Genomic DNA, 16,799 nt, shown 5'->3' on the forward strand with positions numbered 1-16,799 from the left:
GTGCTCCTCTCGGTGTTGATGTACGGATCGAGGGTTCTATCGGATTCGTGTGGGATTGGGCACGGCGTCCAGCAACTGGATCGTGTACGGATCCTCCGGATGCTGCAGCACCTCCGCGGTCTCGCCGCGTTCGACCACGCGTCCGCCGTTGAGCACCAGGATGTTCTGGGTCACCAGCCTCGCGCTCAGCAGGTCGTGCGTGATGTAGAGCATGCTGATGCCCCATCTCTCGCGCAGGTCCTCCAGCAGCGCCAGGACCCCGGCGCGCAGCGAGACGTCGAGCATCGAGACGGGCTCGTCGGCGATCAGCACCTGCGGGTCGCTCGCGAGCGCCCTGGCGATCACGACGCGCTGCCGCTGTCCGCCGGAGAGCTGGTGGGGCAGCTTCGCCGCGAACTGTTCGACGGGCGTGAGGCCGACCGTCTCGAGCAGTTCGAGCACGCGGGCCCTGGCCTCGGCTCCCCGCAGCGTGGTGTAGTTCATGACCGGGCGCGTGAGGGCGTACTCGACGGTGTGCAGCGGGTTCAGTGCCGCATACGGGTCCTGGAAGACCATCTGCACGTCCTTGCGCAGATCGCGCAGACCCCGCCGCTTGAGGGACGCCACGTCGACATCGCCGAAGTGCACGGTGCCGGAGGTCGGCTTCTCGACGCCGGTGAGCATCTTGGCGATGGTCGACTTGCCCGAGCCCGAGGCGCCGACGAGCGCGAGCGCCTCGCCCGGTTCGAGCCGGAACGACACGTCGTCGACCGCGGTCACGGCGTCCTGTCCCCGCCGCGGTGCCGGGTAGTGCTTCGAGACGCCCTGCACCACGATCGCCGCATCCGCACGACGGGTGTCGCGCGACGAGACGGTCGGCAGCGTCTCGGTGACATCGGTCCGCGCGCGTCCTTCGCGACGACGCGTACCGGCGTCGAGGAAGCCGGGGATCTCGATCTTCTCCGCCCGAGGGTCTGCGTAGTGGCTCAGCAGCATCCGCGTGTACTCGTCCTGCGGGCGTTCGAGGATGTCGATGCTCCTGGCGTCCTCGACGATGTGGCCCTCGTGCATCACCATCACCCTGTCCGTCGCCTCGAGCACGATGCCGAGGTCGTGGCTGATGAGGATGGCCGTGAAATGCTCGGCGCGCTGCAGCTCCTTGATCGTGTCCATGACCGCGTGCTGCACCAGCACGTCGAGCGCGGTGGTGGGTTCGTCGAACACCATCAGCTGCGGTTCGAGCGAGAGCGCGAGCGCGATCGACGCGCGCTGACGCATGCCGCCGGAGAGCTCACCGGGGTAGCGGGCGAGCACCGACTCGTCGAGTCCGACCTTGCCGATCAGTTCCCTGGCGCGTGCATCGCGCGCGTCTTTGGGTACGTGGCCGTGCGCGGCGAAGATGTCGCGGAAGTGGTTGCCGACCGTGCGCACCGGGTTGAGCGCGTTCATGCCCGACTGCAGCACCATGGCGAACCCGCCCTGGCGCTGGCGACGCAGCTCCTCCGCATCCAGTTCGCGGATGTCGCGGCCCCCGAAGAGGATGCGCCCTGCGCTGATCCGCGCCGGCGGCTTCTGCAGTCGGGTGAGCGCGAAGCCGAGGGTCGACTTGCCGGACCCCGACTCGCCGACCAGCCCGACGAACTCGCCGCGGCGCAGCGAGAACGAGACGTTCTCGACCGCGGTGACGGGCTTCGTGCCCGGCGAGGCATACTCCACGGAGAGCCCCTGCACGTCGAGCAGGATGTCGTTCGGCATCGGCGTGGTCTCGGGTGCCATGGCGGTCATCGGCCCTTCCCCTCTCGCAGGCGCGGATTGGAGATGCCGTCCACGCCGAAGTTGATCAGTGTCAGGCTCAGCGCCAGCAGTGCGATGCACAGACCGGGGGCGAACAGCAGCAGCCACTGTCCGGTGAGCAGGGAGTTGGAGTTCTGCGCCCAGTAGAGCATGGTGCCCCAGCTGACGATGCTGGAGTCGCCGAGGCCGAGGAACTCCAGCCCCGCCTCCGCGAGGATCGCCGCCGTGGCCGCTCCGAAGAGCGTGCCGGCGATGATCGACGTCATGTTCGGCAGGATCTCGCGGAACACGATGCGCGCCCTGCTGTCACCCGAGAACTGCGCCGAGGTGACGAAGTCGTTGCCGCGCAGCGACTGCGTCTGGCTGCGGAGCACGCGAGCACCCCACGCCCAGCCGGTCACCACGATGACCGCGATGATCATCAGGATGCCGCCGTTCTGCAGGTACGCGGCGATCACGATCATCAGCGGGAGTCCGGGGATCACCAGGAAGAGGTTGACGATGAAGCCGACCACCTCGCCGGCGAAGCCGCGCATGTATCCCCAGCTGAGGCCGATGAGCACGGCCACGATGGTGGACAGGATGCCGGCGGCGAAGCCGACCAGGAGGCTGATCTGCGCGCCGTAGATGAGCTGGCTGAGCACGTCCTCCCCCGCCGCCGTCGTGCCGAGCCAGTGCGCCCAGGAGGCATCGGCGTTGCGCTCGAAGGTGTTGTCCTTCGCGCCGTACGGGGCCAGGAGCGGGGCGAACACCGCCACCAGCACGAAGAAGGCGAGGATGCACAGTCCGAGCCGTGCCTTGCCGTTGCTCCAGAGGGTGGCGACCATGCGCCCGAAGGCACGCCACGGGCTGGGCGCGGCGATGCGCTCGGCGGGGATCTTGACGTTCATGGTGGAAGTCATCGGCGGGTCCTTGGGTCGAGTACCCCGTACAGGATGTCAACGAGGAAGTTGGCGATGAGCACGCTCACGGTGATCATCAGGAAGAGCGCCTGCATGAGCGGGTAGTCCTGCCCGATCACGGCGTTGAACAGCAGATACCCGATGCCCGGATACCCGAACACCTGCTCCACGAGGATCGATCCGCCGACGACACCGCCGAGCGTGAGCCCGAAGCCGGTGAGGTTGGGCAGGATCGCGTTGCGCGCGGCGTAGCGGAGGGCGATCGTGCGCCCGTGCAGGCCGTTCGCCTCGCCGAACGTGATGTAGTCCTCGCCGAGCGTGTTGATCATGGCGTTGCGCATCCCGATGATCCATCCGCCCAGCGAGGTGAGCAGGATCGTCAGCGCGGGAAGGAACGCGTGGCTGAGCAGGTCTCCGAGGAACTCCCATGTGAATCCGGGGGTCGTCGTCGCGGAGTAGGCGCCCGTGGTCGGGAACCAGTGCAGCACGTAGCCGAAGAAGAACAGCAGCAGCAGCGCGGTCCAGAAGTAGGGGAACGTGCTGAGGAACGAGCCGGTCAGCGTCGGGAGGCTGTCGAGCCAGGTACCCCGTCGCCAGGCCGCCGAGACGCCGATCAGCGTGCCGATCACGAACGCGAGGATCGTGACGATGCCGACGAGGCCGATCGTGTACGGCAGGGCCGTGGACACCATGCTCGACACCGACTGCGGGTAGAACGTGTACGAGACGCCGAAGTCGAGCCGGACGACCTGACCGAGGTAGGCGATGTACTGATCCCACAGCGACCCGGTCGGGACGCCCAGCTGCGCCTCGATGGCGGCACGCGTGGCATCGGACACCGGCCCGTTCTGGGACAGCTTCGCGATGGCGGCATCCGCCGGAGAACCCGGCATCATCCGCGGGAGGAAGAAGTTCAGGGTGACCGCGGCCCACAGCGTGAGCACGAACAGGCCGAACTTCTGCAGCGCGTACTTCATCGGTCGTCCCCCTTGACCCGCTTCAGGTGCGTGAAGATCATCAGCGGCGCGGAGTCGTAGTTCTGCGGGATCATGTACGGGTCTTCCTCACTCGGCCAGCCGGTGAACTTGGCGTCGTTGAACAGGCCCCAGATGCCGCCGTAGTAGAGGCCGATCACGGGCATCTCGTCGTAGACGATGCCCTGCAGCTCCTTCACGATCTCGGCCTGGCGGGCGGTGTCGACGGTCTCGCGGTACTCCGCGAGCAGCGCGTCGACCTTCTCCGAGCTGTAGCGCTCGAAGTTGTTCGCCGTCGGCTCTCCCGACGGTACGTAGAACTCGCTGGAGAGCAGGTTGTTGTACGCCTGGTAGACGTCGCCGTTGCCCATGCCGCCGATCGCCATCTCGAAGTCGCCGTTGCTGATCGCGCTCTGGTAACCCGCGGGCTGCGGGAGCTTGAGCGTGACCTTCACGCCCACGTCGGCGAGCTGGCTGCGCACGGTCTGCGCGGCCCTGGTCCAGTCGGTGAAGCCGTTGGCGGTGGTGAGGGCGAATTCCAGCTGCTCCCCGTTCCCATCCACCAGGCGATCGCCGTCGAGGGAGTATCCGGCTTCGGCGAAGGCGGCGAGGGCGGCATCCTTGTCCTGCGTGATCATGCCCTGGTCGGGGATGCTCGGATCCAGGTACTGCTCCTGGTTGGGGAGGATGAGCCCGGTCTGACCGGCCGGCTTCATGTATCCCTCGGAGGCGGTCTCGGCGATCTCCGCGCGGTCGAGGGAGAGCGCGATGCCACGGCGCACGTTCACGTCGTCGAAGGGTGCGACCTCGAGGTTCGGCATCAGCGCGATCACGCCGCCCGGCGGGAACCACCAGGAGTTGTGCTCGCTCGCCGCGCCCCACGTGCCCTCGACATCGGAGATGAAGGCGTAGGCCCAGTCGTAGCCGCGGCTGACGGTGTCCAGCTGCGAGTTCGTGGCGGGGAGGATGATGTGCTCGATCTCGATCGAGTCGGCCTGCCAGTAGTCGGGGTTCTTGTCCATCGAGTACTGCTGGTCGTTGTAGTTGCCGAGCACGAAGGGGCCGGTGCCGACCGGCGTCTCGTTGCGGTAGGTGCCGGGGTCCTTCACATCGGCCCAGAGATGCTCAGGGACGATCATGGTCTGCCCGAGGATCGACAGGGAAGGAGCGTCGTCGGTCTTGAGGTGCAGGATCACGTCGCCGCCCTCGGTCTCGACGCTCTCGAGGTGCTGCCATGCGCCCTTGATGTCGAGGGACGGGTTGTCCTTCAACAGCTGGAACGTGAAGGCGACGTCCTCGGGAGTGAGGTCTTCGCCGTCGCTCCAGGTCACGTCGTCGCGGATCGTCATCACGATCGTGCGGGCGTCGGGCTGGGACCACTCGGACGCGAGCCACGGGTTCTGGGTGCCGTCGAGCGGGTTGATCAGGATCAGCGGCTCGTAGATCCACCGCGACGCCGTGCGCGTGTTGGTGAGATACGGGTTGAAGTTCTTCGTGAAGAACGGGTTGCCTTTGTCGGCGTTGATCAGCATCGTGTCGGCGCCGATCGACGGATCGGGTTGGGATGTGATCTGGATGCTGCAGCCGCTGAGTGCGACCGCGACGGCCGCCAGGCCTACGATCGCCGCTCGGCGCCAGCGCTGGATCACGCGCCCTCTCGGTGTTCTTCCACCGGACATCTGCCACCTCATGTCGTCTCTGTCATGAACGGCATCCTGCGCCGCCTCAGTGATTGTAAGCGCATACATTTTGCGATCGCAACCCCTTGACACCGCCACCGGGGCATGTGTCGAGCCGTCAGGCGGGGCGCAGAGAGCTCTCGCGCAGCAGGATCTGCAGCGGCAGCCGGGCGACCACGGGGTCGGCGTCGGCGTTCTCGAGGCGGCGGGCGAGCACCTGCACCGCCGCGCGCCCGAGGTCGATCATCGGCTGGCGGATCGTGGTCAGCGGCGGCTGCGAGAGCGCAGCGGCCTCGATGCCGTCGAAGCCCGTCACCAGCACGTCGTCCGGCACTCGGACGCCCGCGCCGCGGAACACGTCGAGCGCGCCGAGGGCCATCTGATCGTTCGCGCAGATGAGCGCGGCCGGCGTGCCGGCCGCGAGAAGCTCCTCGGCGGCCTGGCGCCCGGACGCCCGGGTGAAGTCGCCGCGCCGCACCGTCACGTCGTCGAGTGATCCGCCGGCCTCCGCCACGGCAGCGGCGAAGCCCTCCCAGCGCTGCAGTCCATCCGGGGAGTCAGCCGGCCCCGCGAGGAAGGCGAGCCGCCCGTCCCCCACCTGCGCCAGCACGTGCCTGGTCAGCTCGGCCATCGCCTCGGCGTTGCTCACCGTCACATGGTCGTAGTGATCGCCGCGCGGAGGGCCGGAGAGCACCACCACGGGGATGCGTCGCGCCAGACGGGCCAGCACGTCGTCGGGCACGCTGCTGGCGAGGACCATGAGCCCGTCCACGCGGCCGGCCATGTCCCGCACGGTGGAGCGATCGGGGTCGTCACGTCCGACCCCGACCATCAGCACGAAGCCCTGCTTCCACGCCTCCAGCTCCGCACCGCGCAGCACCTCGTCGAGGAACAGCATCGAGGTGTACCGGCCGTCGACCTCCGCCTCCTCGCGGACGATCGCGAACGGCGGCGCCTCGCTGTCGGCGGCGGAGAGGGCGTCGAGAGGCGGGGCATCCTCCGCGGCGTCGAATCCGGGGAAGTACAGCCCCAGCACCCCTGTCCGCCGCTCGGCGAGGCCCCTGGCACTGCCGCTGGGGACGTACCCCAGCGCGGCGACGGCGTCGAGCACGCGTTCGCGGGTGACCGGACGCACGGCGTCCGGCGAGCGCAGCACCCGCGAGACCGTGGCGATCGAGACGCCGGCCCGATCGGCCACGTCGTACACGGTCGCCGCCTTGCTCACGCCGACGCCCCTCCGGATCGGGCGGCGAGGGCGGCCTGGTAGAGGTCTCGGGAGGAGAGACCGGTGAGGGCCGCGACCTCGGACGCGGCATCCTTCAGCCGGATGCCGTCGGCGACGAGCTTCTGCACCTGGACGAGGGCGTCTTCCGGGGAGGCATCACGACGCGACGCCCCTTCGACCACGACGACGATCTCGCCCTTCACCCCGTTCTCGGCCCAGGCGACGAGTTCGGAGGAGGTGCCGCGGCGCACCTCCTCGTAGAGCTTCGTGAGCTCGCGGCACACCGCGATCCGCCGCTCGTCGCCGAAGGCGGCGCCCATGTCGGCGAGAGCGCTGGCGAGGCGGGCGGGCGACTCGAAGAAGACCATGGTGCGGGGTTCGGCGGCCAGCGCGCGCAGTGTGGAGCGACGCTCCCCCGGCTTGCGCGGCAGGAACCCCTCGAACGTGAAGCGGTCGGTGGGCAGGCCCGAGATCGCGAGCGCCATCAGCACCGCGCTCGGCCCGGGGATCGCGGTCACCGTCACGCCCTGGGCGACGGCCTCGGCGACCAGTCCGTACCCGGGGTCGCTGACGGTCGGCATCCCGGCATCGCTCATCACCACGATGTCGGTCTCCGCCGCGAGGGCTGCCAGCTCGGCCGCCTTCTGCTTCTCGTTGTGGTCATGCAGGGCGATCAGGCGCGGCCTGTTGTCGATCTGCAGGGCCTTGAGCAGGCGCTGGGTGGTGCGGGTGTCCTCCGCGACGACGACCTCGGCGTTCTCCAGCACCTCCACGAGGCGGCGAGATGCGTCGCCGAGATTTCCGATCGGAGTGGCGGCGAGGATGATCACCCGCCCAGCTTAGGCGGGCGGGATGCAGCCGGCGGAGAAGGCCGGTTGTCTAGGCTGGAGCGGTGACCGCGCCCGTGCCCCTGCTTCCCGCTCCCGAGGAGCGGTCGACGCGCTACGGGCAGCTCCGCGATCGTCTGCTGCGGGATCCGGACTGGGGACGCGCGATCCGCTGGCTCGCCCCTCTCGTGATCACCGCGATCGCCGCCCTCCTCCGTCTGATCAACGTCGCGCATCCGCATCAGCTGGCGTTCGACGAGACCTACTACGTCAAGGACGCGTGGTCGCTGTGGACCCTCGGCTACGAGGGCACCTGGGGTGAGAACGCCAACGACGCGTTCATCACCCTGCAGCAGCTGCCGCTGTCCGAACAGGGCGCGTTCATCGTGCATCCGCCTCTCGGCAAGTGGCTCATCGCGCTGGGCATGGCGATCGGCGGTCCCGACAACAGCGCGGGCTGGCGACTCGCGACGGCACTGCTCGGCACCGCCTCCGTTCTGCTGGTCTACCTGATCGCGCGACGACTCAGCGGCTCCGTGGTGGTCGCGAGCGTGGCCGGAACACTGCTCGCGATCGACGGCCTCAGCATCGTCATGAGCCGCATCGCCCTGCTCGACGGCATCCTGACCTTCTTCGTCCTGCTCGGCGTGCTGTTCGTGATCATCGACCGGCAGCGGACCATCCCGGTGCTCGAGAGGCGCGACCCCGACAAGCCCGACCCGTTCTGGGGGCCGGTGCTCTGGCGTCGCCCCTGGCTGATCGCGGCGGGGACGGCCCTGGGCGCAGCATCGGCCGTGAAGTGGTCGGGGCTGTACGTGCTGGCCGGATTCGGCCTGTACGTCGTGGTCACCGATGCGCTGGCCCGTCGGCGGGCCGGGGTGGTGCTGTGGCCCACGGCAGCTGCCTTCCGCCAGGGGCCCGTCTCGTTCGTGCTGCTCGTCTTCCCCGCCCTGGCCGTGTACCTGATCAGCTGGACCGGTTGGCTGGTGACCGCAGGGGGCTATGACCGCCAGAGCGACCCGAACCCGCTGATCGCCCTGTGGAAGTACCACGAGTCGATGCTCGGCTTCCACGTCGGCCTGACTCGCGGGCACCCCTATGCGAGCCCCGCCTGGGAGTGGCCTCTGCTGCTGCGCCCCACGGCCGTATGGGTCGACTCCGATCCCACCGGCTGCGGCACGGACCACTGCATCGGCGTGATCTCCGCGATCCCGAACCCGCTCATCTGGTACGCGGGCGTGGCCGCGGCGATCTACCTGCTCTACCGCCTGGTACGCGGCTGGATCACCCGGCGCCCCGTCGGCCCGGAGCTGAGCATCCCCCTCGTCGGCCTCGCGGTCACCTATGTCCCGTGGCTGATGTTCCCCGATCGCACGATCTTCCAGTTCTACACGGTCGTGATGATGCCGTTCCTCGTGATCGCTCTGGCCATGACGCTGCGGATCATCGCCGGCACGCGCGAGGATCCGCTGCACCGTCGGCAGTCCGGTGAGCGCACGGTGATGATCTTCCTCGCGTTCGTGGTGCTGGTGTCGGCGTTCTTCCTGCCGCTGTGGACCGGGATGAGCGTGCCGTACGAGTTCTGGCTCCTGCACAACTGGCTGCCCGGCTGGGTGTGAGTCCACCCGGCGCACCACGGCGTCTGGTGGAAGTGCTCTATTGCAGTAAGCAATGTCGCCAGTGCTCAGTTGTGGAGTGATGATCTCGAAATCGCTGGCCTCCGTGCGGCTGCCCGCTAACGCTCGCGACGACTGCGAGCTCCGGCGCAGCTCTGCACGATAACCGTCTCGCGAGGGGATCGCGTCGCGATGCGCTCTCGGTCAATGCGGAACCTACACGGGCAACGCCGAGCAAGGCGGTCGCCTTCGAGCGCGCTGATACGTCGACACTGCTTGCCGACGCTGCTCGACGGTCCGGGGCGAATGGCGACGGTGGAGCACCTCGCCCCCAGCGGTCACGGGTGCGGCTGCAGTACCGGTGCGGGCACGACGGTGACGGGCAACGCCAACCGCCTAGCTCAGCCGAGGCGCGGTAGTCGTTTCCGGCCGCGTTGAACGTCCGCGATCGCGGCCTGTGCGGGATAACGACGGTGGACGGCTAACGTGGAGATCGTGCCAAAGTCGTTGTCGATGAATGAGATCCGAACTCGAGCCGCGCAATTTTTCCGTGATTGGCAAAGCGAACCCGGTGACGAGCGGCAACAGGCGCAGTCATTCGTTCGGGATCTGCTCGGCGTATACGGGATCACTCAGACCCGCGCCGCGTTCTATGAGAAGCGCGTCAAGCGTTCTTCGACCGGCGCCCGCGGATACATCGACGCACTGATCCCCGGTCTCGCGCTAATCGAAATGAAGTCGGCTGGCAAGGATCTCGTCGCGGCCGAGAAGCAAGCGCTTGACTATATCGACGATCTCCCCGATCCCGAGGTTCCTCGCTGGGTTCTCACAAGCGACTTCCACCGCCTCCGCCTGCTCGACCTACACGCCCAGAACGACGGGGTCCAGGAGTTCACGCTTGCCCAACTGCGCGACCACGCCGACAAGTTGGCGTTCCTCGCCGGATACGGTGAGCGCACCTTCGGATCGAAGGCTCAGGAAGCTGCCTCGATCAAGGCTGCGAAGCTGATGGCCTCGCTATACGAGGCGCTCGAGGGTTCAGGATACGACGATCACGAGGCGTCGGTGTTCCTGGTGCGCACTCTCTTCGCGCTCTATGCCGATGACGCCGGCGTGTGGGATCGCGACTTGTTCCTCGAGTTTCTCGAAACGCGTACCGCGCAGGACGGCTCTGATCTGGGCCCGCAGCTATCACTGCTGTACCAGGTGATGGGCCGAGAACCCAGCCGGCGGCAGTCGAACCTCGACGAACTGATCGCACGCTTCCCATACGTCAACGGCGGCATCTTCGAGGAATCAGTGTCGATCCCCTCGTTCGACTCTGGAATGCGCGATCGGCTGATCGCCGCGGCGATGTTTAATTGGTCCGCGATCTCGCCTGCCATCTTCGGCAGCCTCTTCCAAGCCGTCAAAGATAGGGCCGCCCGCCGCGAGCTCGGCGAGCACTACACCACCGAGACCAACATCATGAAGGTCGTCGGCCCAATGTTCCTTGACGAGTTGCGGCAGCGGTTCTCTGACGGCTACTACGACACCGGAAAGCTCAAGAAGCTGCGCGCGGACATGGGGCAGATGCGGTTCCTCGACCCGGCGTGCGGGTGCGGCAACTTCCTCGTGGTCGGCTATCGACAGATGCGAGCGCTCGATCTCGAGATCCTGCTGCGTATCCAGGAACTCTCAGGCGACACTGCCCGCACGATGTTCTTCACCGAGGAGCACCTTTCCGTGCGGCTGTCGAGCTTCCACGGGATTGAACTCGAGGAGTGGCCGGCACAGATCGCCGCCACCGCTTTGCACCTGGTTGAACACCAGGCGAACCAAGCGATGGAGCTAGCCCTGGGCGCCGCACCGGACTCCCTTCCGCTGGACAAGATCAGAAGCATCCAGGTTGGCAACGCCCTGCGCCTGGACTGGGGCGACGTCGTCCAGCCGACCGAGCACCTGTACATCATGGGCAACCCTCCTTTCCTCGGCCACGCGACCCGTTCGCTCGAGCAGGCCCAGGAGTTGCGGGACGTGTGGCATCGCAAAGACATCGGTCGACTCGACTACGTCACCGGCTGGTATGCCAAGTCGCTCGAACTGTTCAACCGACAGGGGTATGCGGGGGAGTTCGCCTTCGTCTCCACGAACTCGATCGCCCAGGGCGAGCCGGTGCCGGCGTTGTTCGGCCCGGTCTTCGCCACCGGGTGGCGGATCAAGTTCGCGCACCGCACGTTCGCGTGGACGAGCGAAGCACCCGGCGCCGCCGCGGTGCACTGCTCTGTCATCGGGTTCGACCGAGCATCGAAGAGGCGCGCTCGACTGTTCGACTACTCGGGCAACGTGAAGGGTGAACCCGTCGAGTTGCCGGTTGCCGGACAACTCAACGGATACCTGGTGGACGGACCCGTCGCGCTAGTCGAGCAGCGTCGCACGCCACTGGCTCGGCAGCTCCCGCCGATGGTGTTCGGCAACATGGCCCGTGATGACGGGAATCTCCTCATCGAGGCGGAGGATTATGACGAGGTTGCCGCAGACCCCGTAGCGGCGAAGTACATCCGACCGTTTGTCGGAGCGCGTCAGCTCATCCACAATGAGCCGCGCTGGTGCCTCTGGCTTGTCGATCTGGACCCGAGCGATATCGCCCGCTCGCCCGTGCTGCGACACCGCCTGGACGCCGTCCGGCAGTTCCGAGCTGCCTCCACTGCGGAGTCCACTCGGCAGATGGCCGAGACCCCTCACCTATTCGGTCAGCGGTCACAACCCGAAACTCCGTATGTGTGCGTGCCCCGTCACGTTAGCGAGACCCGACGCTACTATCCAACCGCCGTTTTCGGGCCAGAAGTGATTTGCGGTGACGCGAACTTCAAAGCCGATGATCCGGATGGCATCGCGTTCGCAGTTGTCTCCTCGTCAGCCTTCATCGCCTGGCAGAAGGCGGTGGGCGGTCGTATCAAGTCAGATCTCCGCTTCTCGAACACACTGACCTGGAACACGTTTCCGCTGCCACCGATGACGGACAAGGAGCGGGCCGCCATCATCGCCGGCGGCCGGGCGGTGCTGGGCGCGCGAGCGCTACACCCTGAACGCGCGTTGGCAGACCATTATAATCCTCTCGCGATGTCCCCAGAACTCGTGCGAACACACCGAGAACTCGACTCAGCCGTCGACAAATGCATGGGTTTGCGAGGCTCCGTCACCGACGAATCTCGTCTGCGCGCGCTGTTCGCCAGCTATGCCAAGCTCACGACAGCAGACGAACTCTCGATCCCCCTCAAATCACCCCGCCGAGGCAACATGGAGTCGAGTGGCAAGAAATGACCGGGAGGAACTGGCCGTATCCAACGGTGGCTGTCCATGGCAGTCTCACGGTGGAAAGTGACGGCGATAGTCAGCGCTGCGCATGCGGAAATGACTCGTACGCTCAGAATCGGATGCACACTGATCCCACCGGTCGACTGACGTTCGCAGCGTCCGGATCATCCGATCCTGACGAGTTCGCGGTTTGCCCATCGTGCGGCCGCGTGTACCGCAACGCCGACCTTTTCCAATCCGACGACGGGGTCGTCGCAGCCGTCGCTCGATACGAGTTGAGCGCGCGAGTCTTTATGGCAGCGCGTGCGCAGTATCAAAGCGAGGCGTACACCGCCGATCCGAGCCATCAAGCGCCCAGCAGGAGACGGGCAGCTGAGTTCGAGGACTCCTGCTACCAGGTCGCGGTGCACGCACAAGATTCCACCGTCGGTCGAGTCGGTGTCGTACTAGAGGCAATCGCTCACGCTGCAGACAGAGCAGGCGACTATGAGTGCATCGACATCGCTGTCGCCTATGCGTCCGCGGAGGGAGTTCGATTGCTCGAGGAGGCGCTAGCCGGCCCGAGTTGGACCGAAGCCCGCAAGAGATTCCTCGTTAGTTTGGACTTCGGATTCACACAGCCGAAGGCGCTCGCACGTCTCAGCGAGCTCAGCAACGCTGAGGTTCGTATTCCCAACGGGCGAGAGGTGCTTGAGTCAGCTGACCTGCGGCCACAAACGGCGTTCCACGCCAAGGTGTACAGCTTCGGCGTTGAACAGTATCCGCACCTGCGCGCCTTGGTTGTCGGATCCGCCAACTTAACCGCGAGTGCGCTGACGACGGGCGCCGAGGTGGTCACAACTCAGACCTGGAAGTCGTACTCAATCGCCGCCCTAAACGACCTGAAACGCGCGCAATCTGTCCTCGACTGGTTCAAGGACACTTGGGAAAATGGGGAAGCGCTCGCTGGCGTGCTCGATGAGTACCGGCAGAAGCGCCGCGCGCTACCGCGACCCCCGCGAATCCGTGAGGAAAGAACCAAGGCGACGCGCCGCTATCTAGCCTCCCTGGAACACCACGAGATCTCCGGCGATCTCTCCGTCCAACTCGCGGCCGCCAAAGAGCTGTGGATCGACGCTTCTTCAGTGATCCGAAATCGGGGCGCTCTGCCAGGAAGCCAGCTAAACACCCCTCGAGGAACTCGCGTCTTCTTCGGTTTCGCATCGGAGAAGGTGCCCCGAGACACCACCCTCGGGTCGATCGATCTGCGCATAGTCGGCCGCACATACCACGACCGCACCATTCGCTTCAGCAACAACGGCATGGACATCATCAATCTGCCGATCCCGGAACAGAACGGCGTCGAGACCTACCAAGGCACTTACTTGCTCTTCGCTCGCGACTCCCCCGGAGGTGACCATCGTGGCCGGTACACCCTGACCGTCACGGACGCGGCAGAAGTCGACGAGAGAAAGGCATCCGCCGTCAACAGCGTTGACCTAGTGATGAGTAGCGGTAGAAAGTACGGTCTGTTGTTCTGAAAGACGTGTTAACCCACGCGCGGCCTCAAGCGTCTCGTCGAGGCTGTTGTGCGCGAGAACCTGGATCGAGCGGCTGAAGATCAAGTTGCTAAACATAGCGTCATGGGCGTTAGGCATGACGGAGCCGGAAGCGAGCCATGCGGGCCGCTAGTCTCGGACACAGCAGTTTCGCATCAGAAGTATGAGGAGGGCGAGTCTCGGCCGGGCAGCCCAGCGAATCCCACGTTGCGCACGATGCTCGCGCTGTCGCAGGTGCTGGGTGTGGCGGTCGCGAGTCTGATTCCGCCGGACGCACCTGACCTCAGGAGTCGGTAGCACGGTCAGCGTCGCCGTATACGCATCATCGTTTGGTCGGGGCCGGCCAATGTCGGTACCCGTTCTTATGCTTGAACTATGGGAACGCCCGAGGAAAGCGAGAACGCTTCGCAGCCAGTGAGCACCGAGGTGAAGCGGGCGAACGTACCGCAGGCCGTTCGTGAGCGCGTTTGGGGTCGTTCAGCCGCAAGATGCGTCCTCTGCGCGAAGTGGCTCATCGATGAACGTGAACACTGGCACGCGATACCGGCCGGACAGATCGCGCACAATGTTGCTGCTGAGAACGGCGCAAAGGCACCACGAGGTGACTCGCCGCTCGACTCGAAGGAGCGCGCCGCGGAGGAGAACCTGCTGCTCCTCTGCAGCGATTGTCATCGACGCATCGACTCGCCCGAATACGTCGACAAGTACACCGTGCAGTTCCTCACGGAGAAGAAGACTGAGCACGAACGCTGGGTGCGCGACGTCACAGACTTCGCACGTCTTCGCCCTGCCATCGTCGTGCGGATGACGTCCCAAGTGCGGGGGACGTTCAGCCCGGCGCCCAAAGAGCACATTGGCGAAGCGCTAAGACAGGCGGGACTGACGGGCATGCATGCTGATTCTCGCACCGGGCTCTTCGATATCTCAGCGAGGCATGACGAGACCGACGACTGGGCGTGGGACGCAGCTGAGAAGGACATCAAGATTCAGCTCGACCGCGTCCACGAGGCGGTCGCCGCAGGAGACGCTAGCGTAGTCGCGGTCTTCGCGCTCGCTCCGATTCCCATGCTCGTCGCGCTGGGCACCAAGCTGGACGACAAGACTGAGACAGTGCTGTTCCGTCGCGCTCGGCGGGATACACCCGACGCGTGGTCCTGGGCCGAATCGGATGGGCCGACCGCGGTGTTCGAACTTAGTGAGGCAGTTCCAGGCGCTATGGATAGCAACGCGACAGATGTGGTCGCGTTCGTTGACGTCAGCGCGAGAGTCGATCCGTCACGGATCCCTTCCGAGCTCGCAGACGCGCCGACGATTCGGTTATCGGCTGAAGCCAGCTTCTCGACGGATGCGATCGCAAGCCGCGCCGATCTCGAAGCGTTTGGGCAAGTCTGGCGGGACCTGCTGTCGACGGTGGAGTCGCGATGGCCGAAGGTTCAGCGACTCCACATCCTTGCGGCAGTTCCCGCGACTGCCGCTGTGACGATTGGACGCCATCGCATGCGAGCGGTTCATCCTACTTTCGTGTTGTATCAGCGTCAAGACGACGGAACAGATGTTCCGGTAATGGAGGTGCGAGGATGACCGCTCGCGTTCGTGAGTTCAACACATTTCTTAGGGACCACGTCAATCTGAACCAGACTCGAGTCGATACACTCCAGGCACGTGTTTCAAGTCTCGACTCTTACCTTGCAGACGACTCCGCGCTCGCCGATCTCGTTGCCGACGACGTGATCCCGCAGGGCTCGTTCGCGCACAAGACGATCATCCGACCGTACACAGGCAACGACTTCGACGCCGACGTCCTCCTTCCGATGGATGAGCAGACGGACTGGGCGCCGAAGAAGTACACGATTGAGCTTCAGAAGGCCCTCGAAGCCTCCAGCCGCTACGCCGGCAAGACAGTCCTGGGCAAGCGCTGCGTCACCATCGACTACGCCGACGATTTTCACATCGACGTTGTGCCCTTTGTCACGCGTGCCGATGGGCTGACATACATCACCCATCGCATCGATGATGAGTGGATCAGGCAGGATCCCATTGCGCTGACGAGTTGGATCGAGGAATCTGCGCGGATCGCCAACGGACATCTCATCCGTGTGATTCGCCTCGTGAAGTACCTACGAGACCGCAGTTCACTGAACGTGGCTTCGGTCCTTCTGACTGCTCTCCTGACTGAGCGAGTCCACAGCTTCGCTGGCGTCGATGACTACACGAACGTCGCGACGACTCTGGTCTCACTGATCGAGGACTTGAACGACTACGTCGGGCCCATGACAACGGTGCCATGGGTTGATGACCGAATCGGTCAGAATCTCGCGAATCGACTCACACAAACGGGGTTCACGAACCTGCAGAGTCAGGTGAAGACTTGGGCGCGCAAGATGAGAGCCGCACTCGATGCGCCCGCAGACGAGAGCGTCGATCTGTGGAAAGCGGTGTTCGGGGACCAGTTCGGCGATACCAGCTCTTCGGCGCCTGTGCTTGCGGCTTCATCCGCCCCGATCGAGACATACGAGAAGCGCGAGGCGCCCGGTGAGCAGTTCATGGAGCGAGACCTTCGCATTCCGGTCAGGCTGGATCCCGAAGTCCGGTTCCGCTTGGTCGGGCGTGTGTCCTCAACTCGTCGCGCCACGGGACGCTACCGGCCCATGAGCGCGACAGGTAATCACGTGCCAATCGACCGAAGCCTCAAGTTCAGTGTTGAGTCGTGCACGGTTCAGCCGCCGTACGACGTCTACTGGAAAGTGCGCAACGCCGGGATAGAGGCAGTCGAGCGCAAGAACTTGCGCGGACAGATCGCCAACGGTGGCGATACCCACTTCGAGAGCAGTCTGTTTCCGGGCAACCACTGGGTACAGGCGTGGGTCGTCAAGAACGGAGTCGCCGTGGCTACGGACACTCAGGATGTGACGATCACCAAGAAGTAGCGCCGCCGATGGAAATCAATGAGCGCGGCGGGAGCAGGTAC

Annotated in this window: 11 protein-coding genes; 5 read left to right on the plus strand and 6 right to left on the minus strand. The window is 65.5% G+C overall.

The annotated features are described in order from the left end of the window. Window positions 1-36: 36 nt before the first annotated feature. From ACP699_RS06225 to rsmI, 6 genes are all read right to left on the minus strand, one after another. On the minus strand, window positions 37-1,764 hold the full coding sequence (locus ACP699_RS06225; protein ID WP_426170040.1) for an ABC transporter ATP-binding protein: 1,728 nt from the start codon (window positions 1,762-1,764) through the stop codon (window positions 37-39). Continuing rightward, window positions 1,761-2,675 carry an ABC transporter permease gene (locus tag ACP699_RS06230; RefSeq protein WP_055873668.1) on the minus strand — a complete coding sequence of 305 codons (915 nt, stop codon included), beginning with the start codon at window positions 2,673-2,675 and terminating at the stop codon, window positions 1,761-1,763. Before ACP699_RS06230 ends, ACP699_RS06225 begins: the two co-directional genes overlap by 4 nt. Continuing rightward, window positions 2,672-3,652 (minus strand): ABC transporter permease, encoded by a 981-nt coding sequence (locus tag ACP699_RS06235; RefSeq protein ID WP_017828823.1) that lies wholly within the window; start codon window positions 3,650-3,652, stop codon window positions 2,672-2,674. Before ACP699_RS06235 ends, ACP699_RS06230 begins: the two co-directional genes overlap by 4 nt. Continuing rightward, window positions 3,649-5,298: an ABC transporter substrate-binding protein gene (locus ACP699_RS06240; RefSeq protein ID WP_082524250.1), complete on the minus strand. Its 1,650-nt coding sequence runs from the start codon at window positions 5,296-5,298 to the stop codon at window positions 3,649-3,651. Before ACP699_RS06240 ends, ACP699_RS06235 begins: the two co-directional genes overlap by 4 nt. Before the next feature lie 148 nt (window positions 5,299-5,446). After that, entirely contained in the window at window positions 5,447-6,553 is a 1,107-nt protein-coding gene (locus ACP699_RS06245) for a LacI family DNA-binding transcriptional regulator (RefSeq protein ID WP_426170046.1), read from the minus strand. Continuing rightward, complete coding sequence (gene rsmI, locus ACP699_RS06250) at window positions 6,550-7,383, minus strand: 16S rRNA (cytidine(1402)-2'-O)-methyltransferase (RefSeq protein WP_055864887.1); 834 nt, start codon at window positions 7,381-7,383, stop codon at window positions 6,550-6,552. Before rsmI ends, ACP699_RS06245 begins: the two co-directional genes overlap by 4 nt. A 62-nt stretch (window positions 7,384-7,445) precedes the next feature. Between rsmI and ACP699_RS06255 the strand changes: the two genes are divergently transcribed. The 5 genes from ACP699_RS06255 to ACP699_RS06275 all read left to right on the plus strand — a co-directional run bounded on the left by ACP699_RS06255 (window position 7,446) and on the right by ACP699_RS06275 (window position 16,758). Then, window positions 7,446-8,999 (plus strand): dolichyl-phosphate-mannose--protein mannosyltransferase, encoded by a 1,554-nt coding sequence (locus ACP699_RS06255; RefSeq protein ID WP_219868848.1) that lies wholly within the window; start codon window positions 7,446-7,448, stop codon window positions 8,997-8,999. A gap of 483 nt (window positions 9,000-9,482) precedes the next feature. Beyond that, window positions 9,483-12,299 carry a DNA methyltransferase gene (locus ACP699_RS06260; RefSeq protein ID WP_426170051.1) on the plus strand — a complete coding sequence of 939 codons (2,817 nt, stop codon included), beginning with the start codon at window positions 9,483-9,485 and terminating at the stop codon, window positions 12,297-12,299. A gap of 203 nt (window positions 12,300-12,502) precedes the next feature. Next, window positions 12,503-13,813: a hypothetical protein gene (locus ACP699_RS06265; RefSeq protein WP_426170054.1), complete on the plus strand. Its 1,311-nt coding sequence runs from the start codon at window positions 12,503-12,505 to the stop codon at window positions 13,811-13,813. Between the two features lie 393 nt (window positions 13,814-14,206). Next, a complete protein-coding gene (locus tag ACP699_RS06270; RefSeq protein WP_426170057.1) occupies window positions 14,207-15,412 on the plus strand; it encodes an SAVED domain-containing protein in 1,206 nt (401 codons plus the stop codon). Next, the gene (locus ACP699_RS06275; protein ID WP_426170060.1) at window positions 15,409-16,758 is read left to right on the plus strand and encodes an SMODS domain-containing nucleotidyltransferase; all 1,350 of its coding nucleotides are present in this window, start codon (window positions 15,409-15,411) and stop codon (window positions 16,756-16,758) included. Before ACP699_RS06270 ends, ACP699_RS06275 begins: the two co-directional genes overlap by 4 nt. Window positions 16,759-16,799 lie beyond the last annotated feature (41 nt).

Origin of the sequence: Microbacterium sp. DWRC1-3 (assembly GCF_049896645.1) — a bacterium.
Lineage (GTDB): Bacteria > Actinomycetota > Actinomycetes > Actinomycetales > Microbacteriaceae > Microbacterium > Microbacterium maritypicum.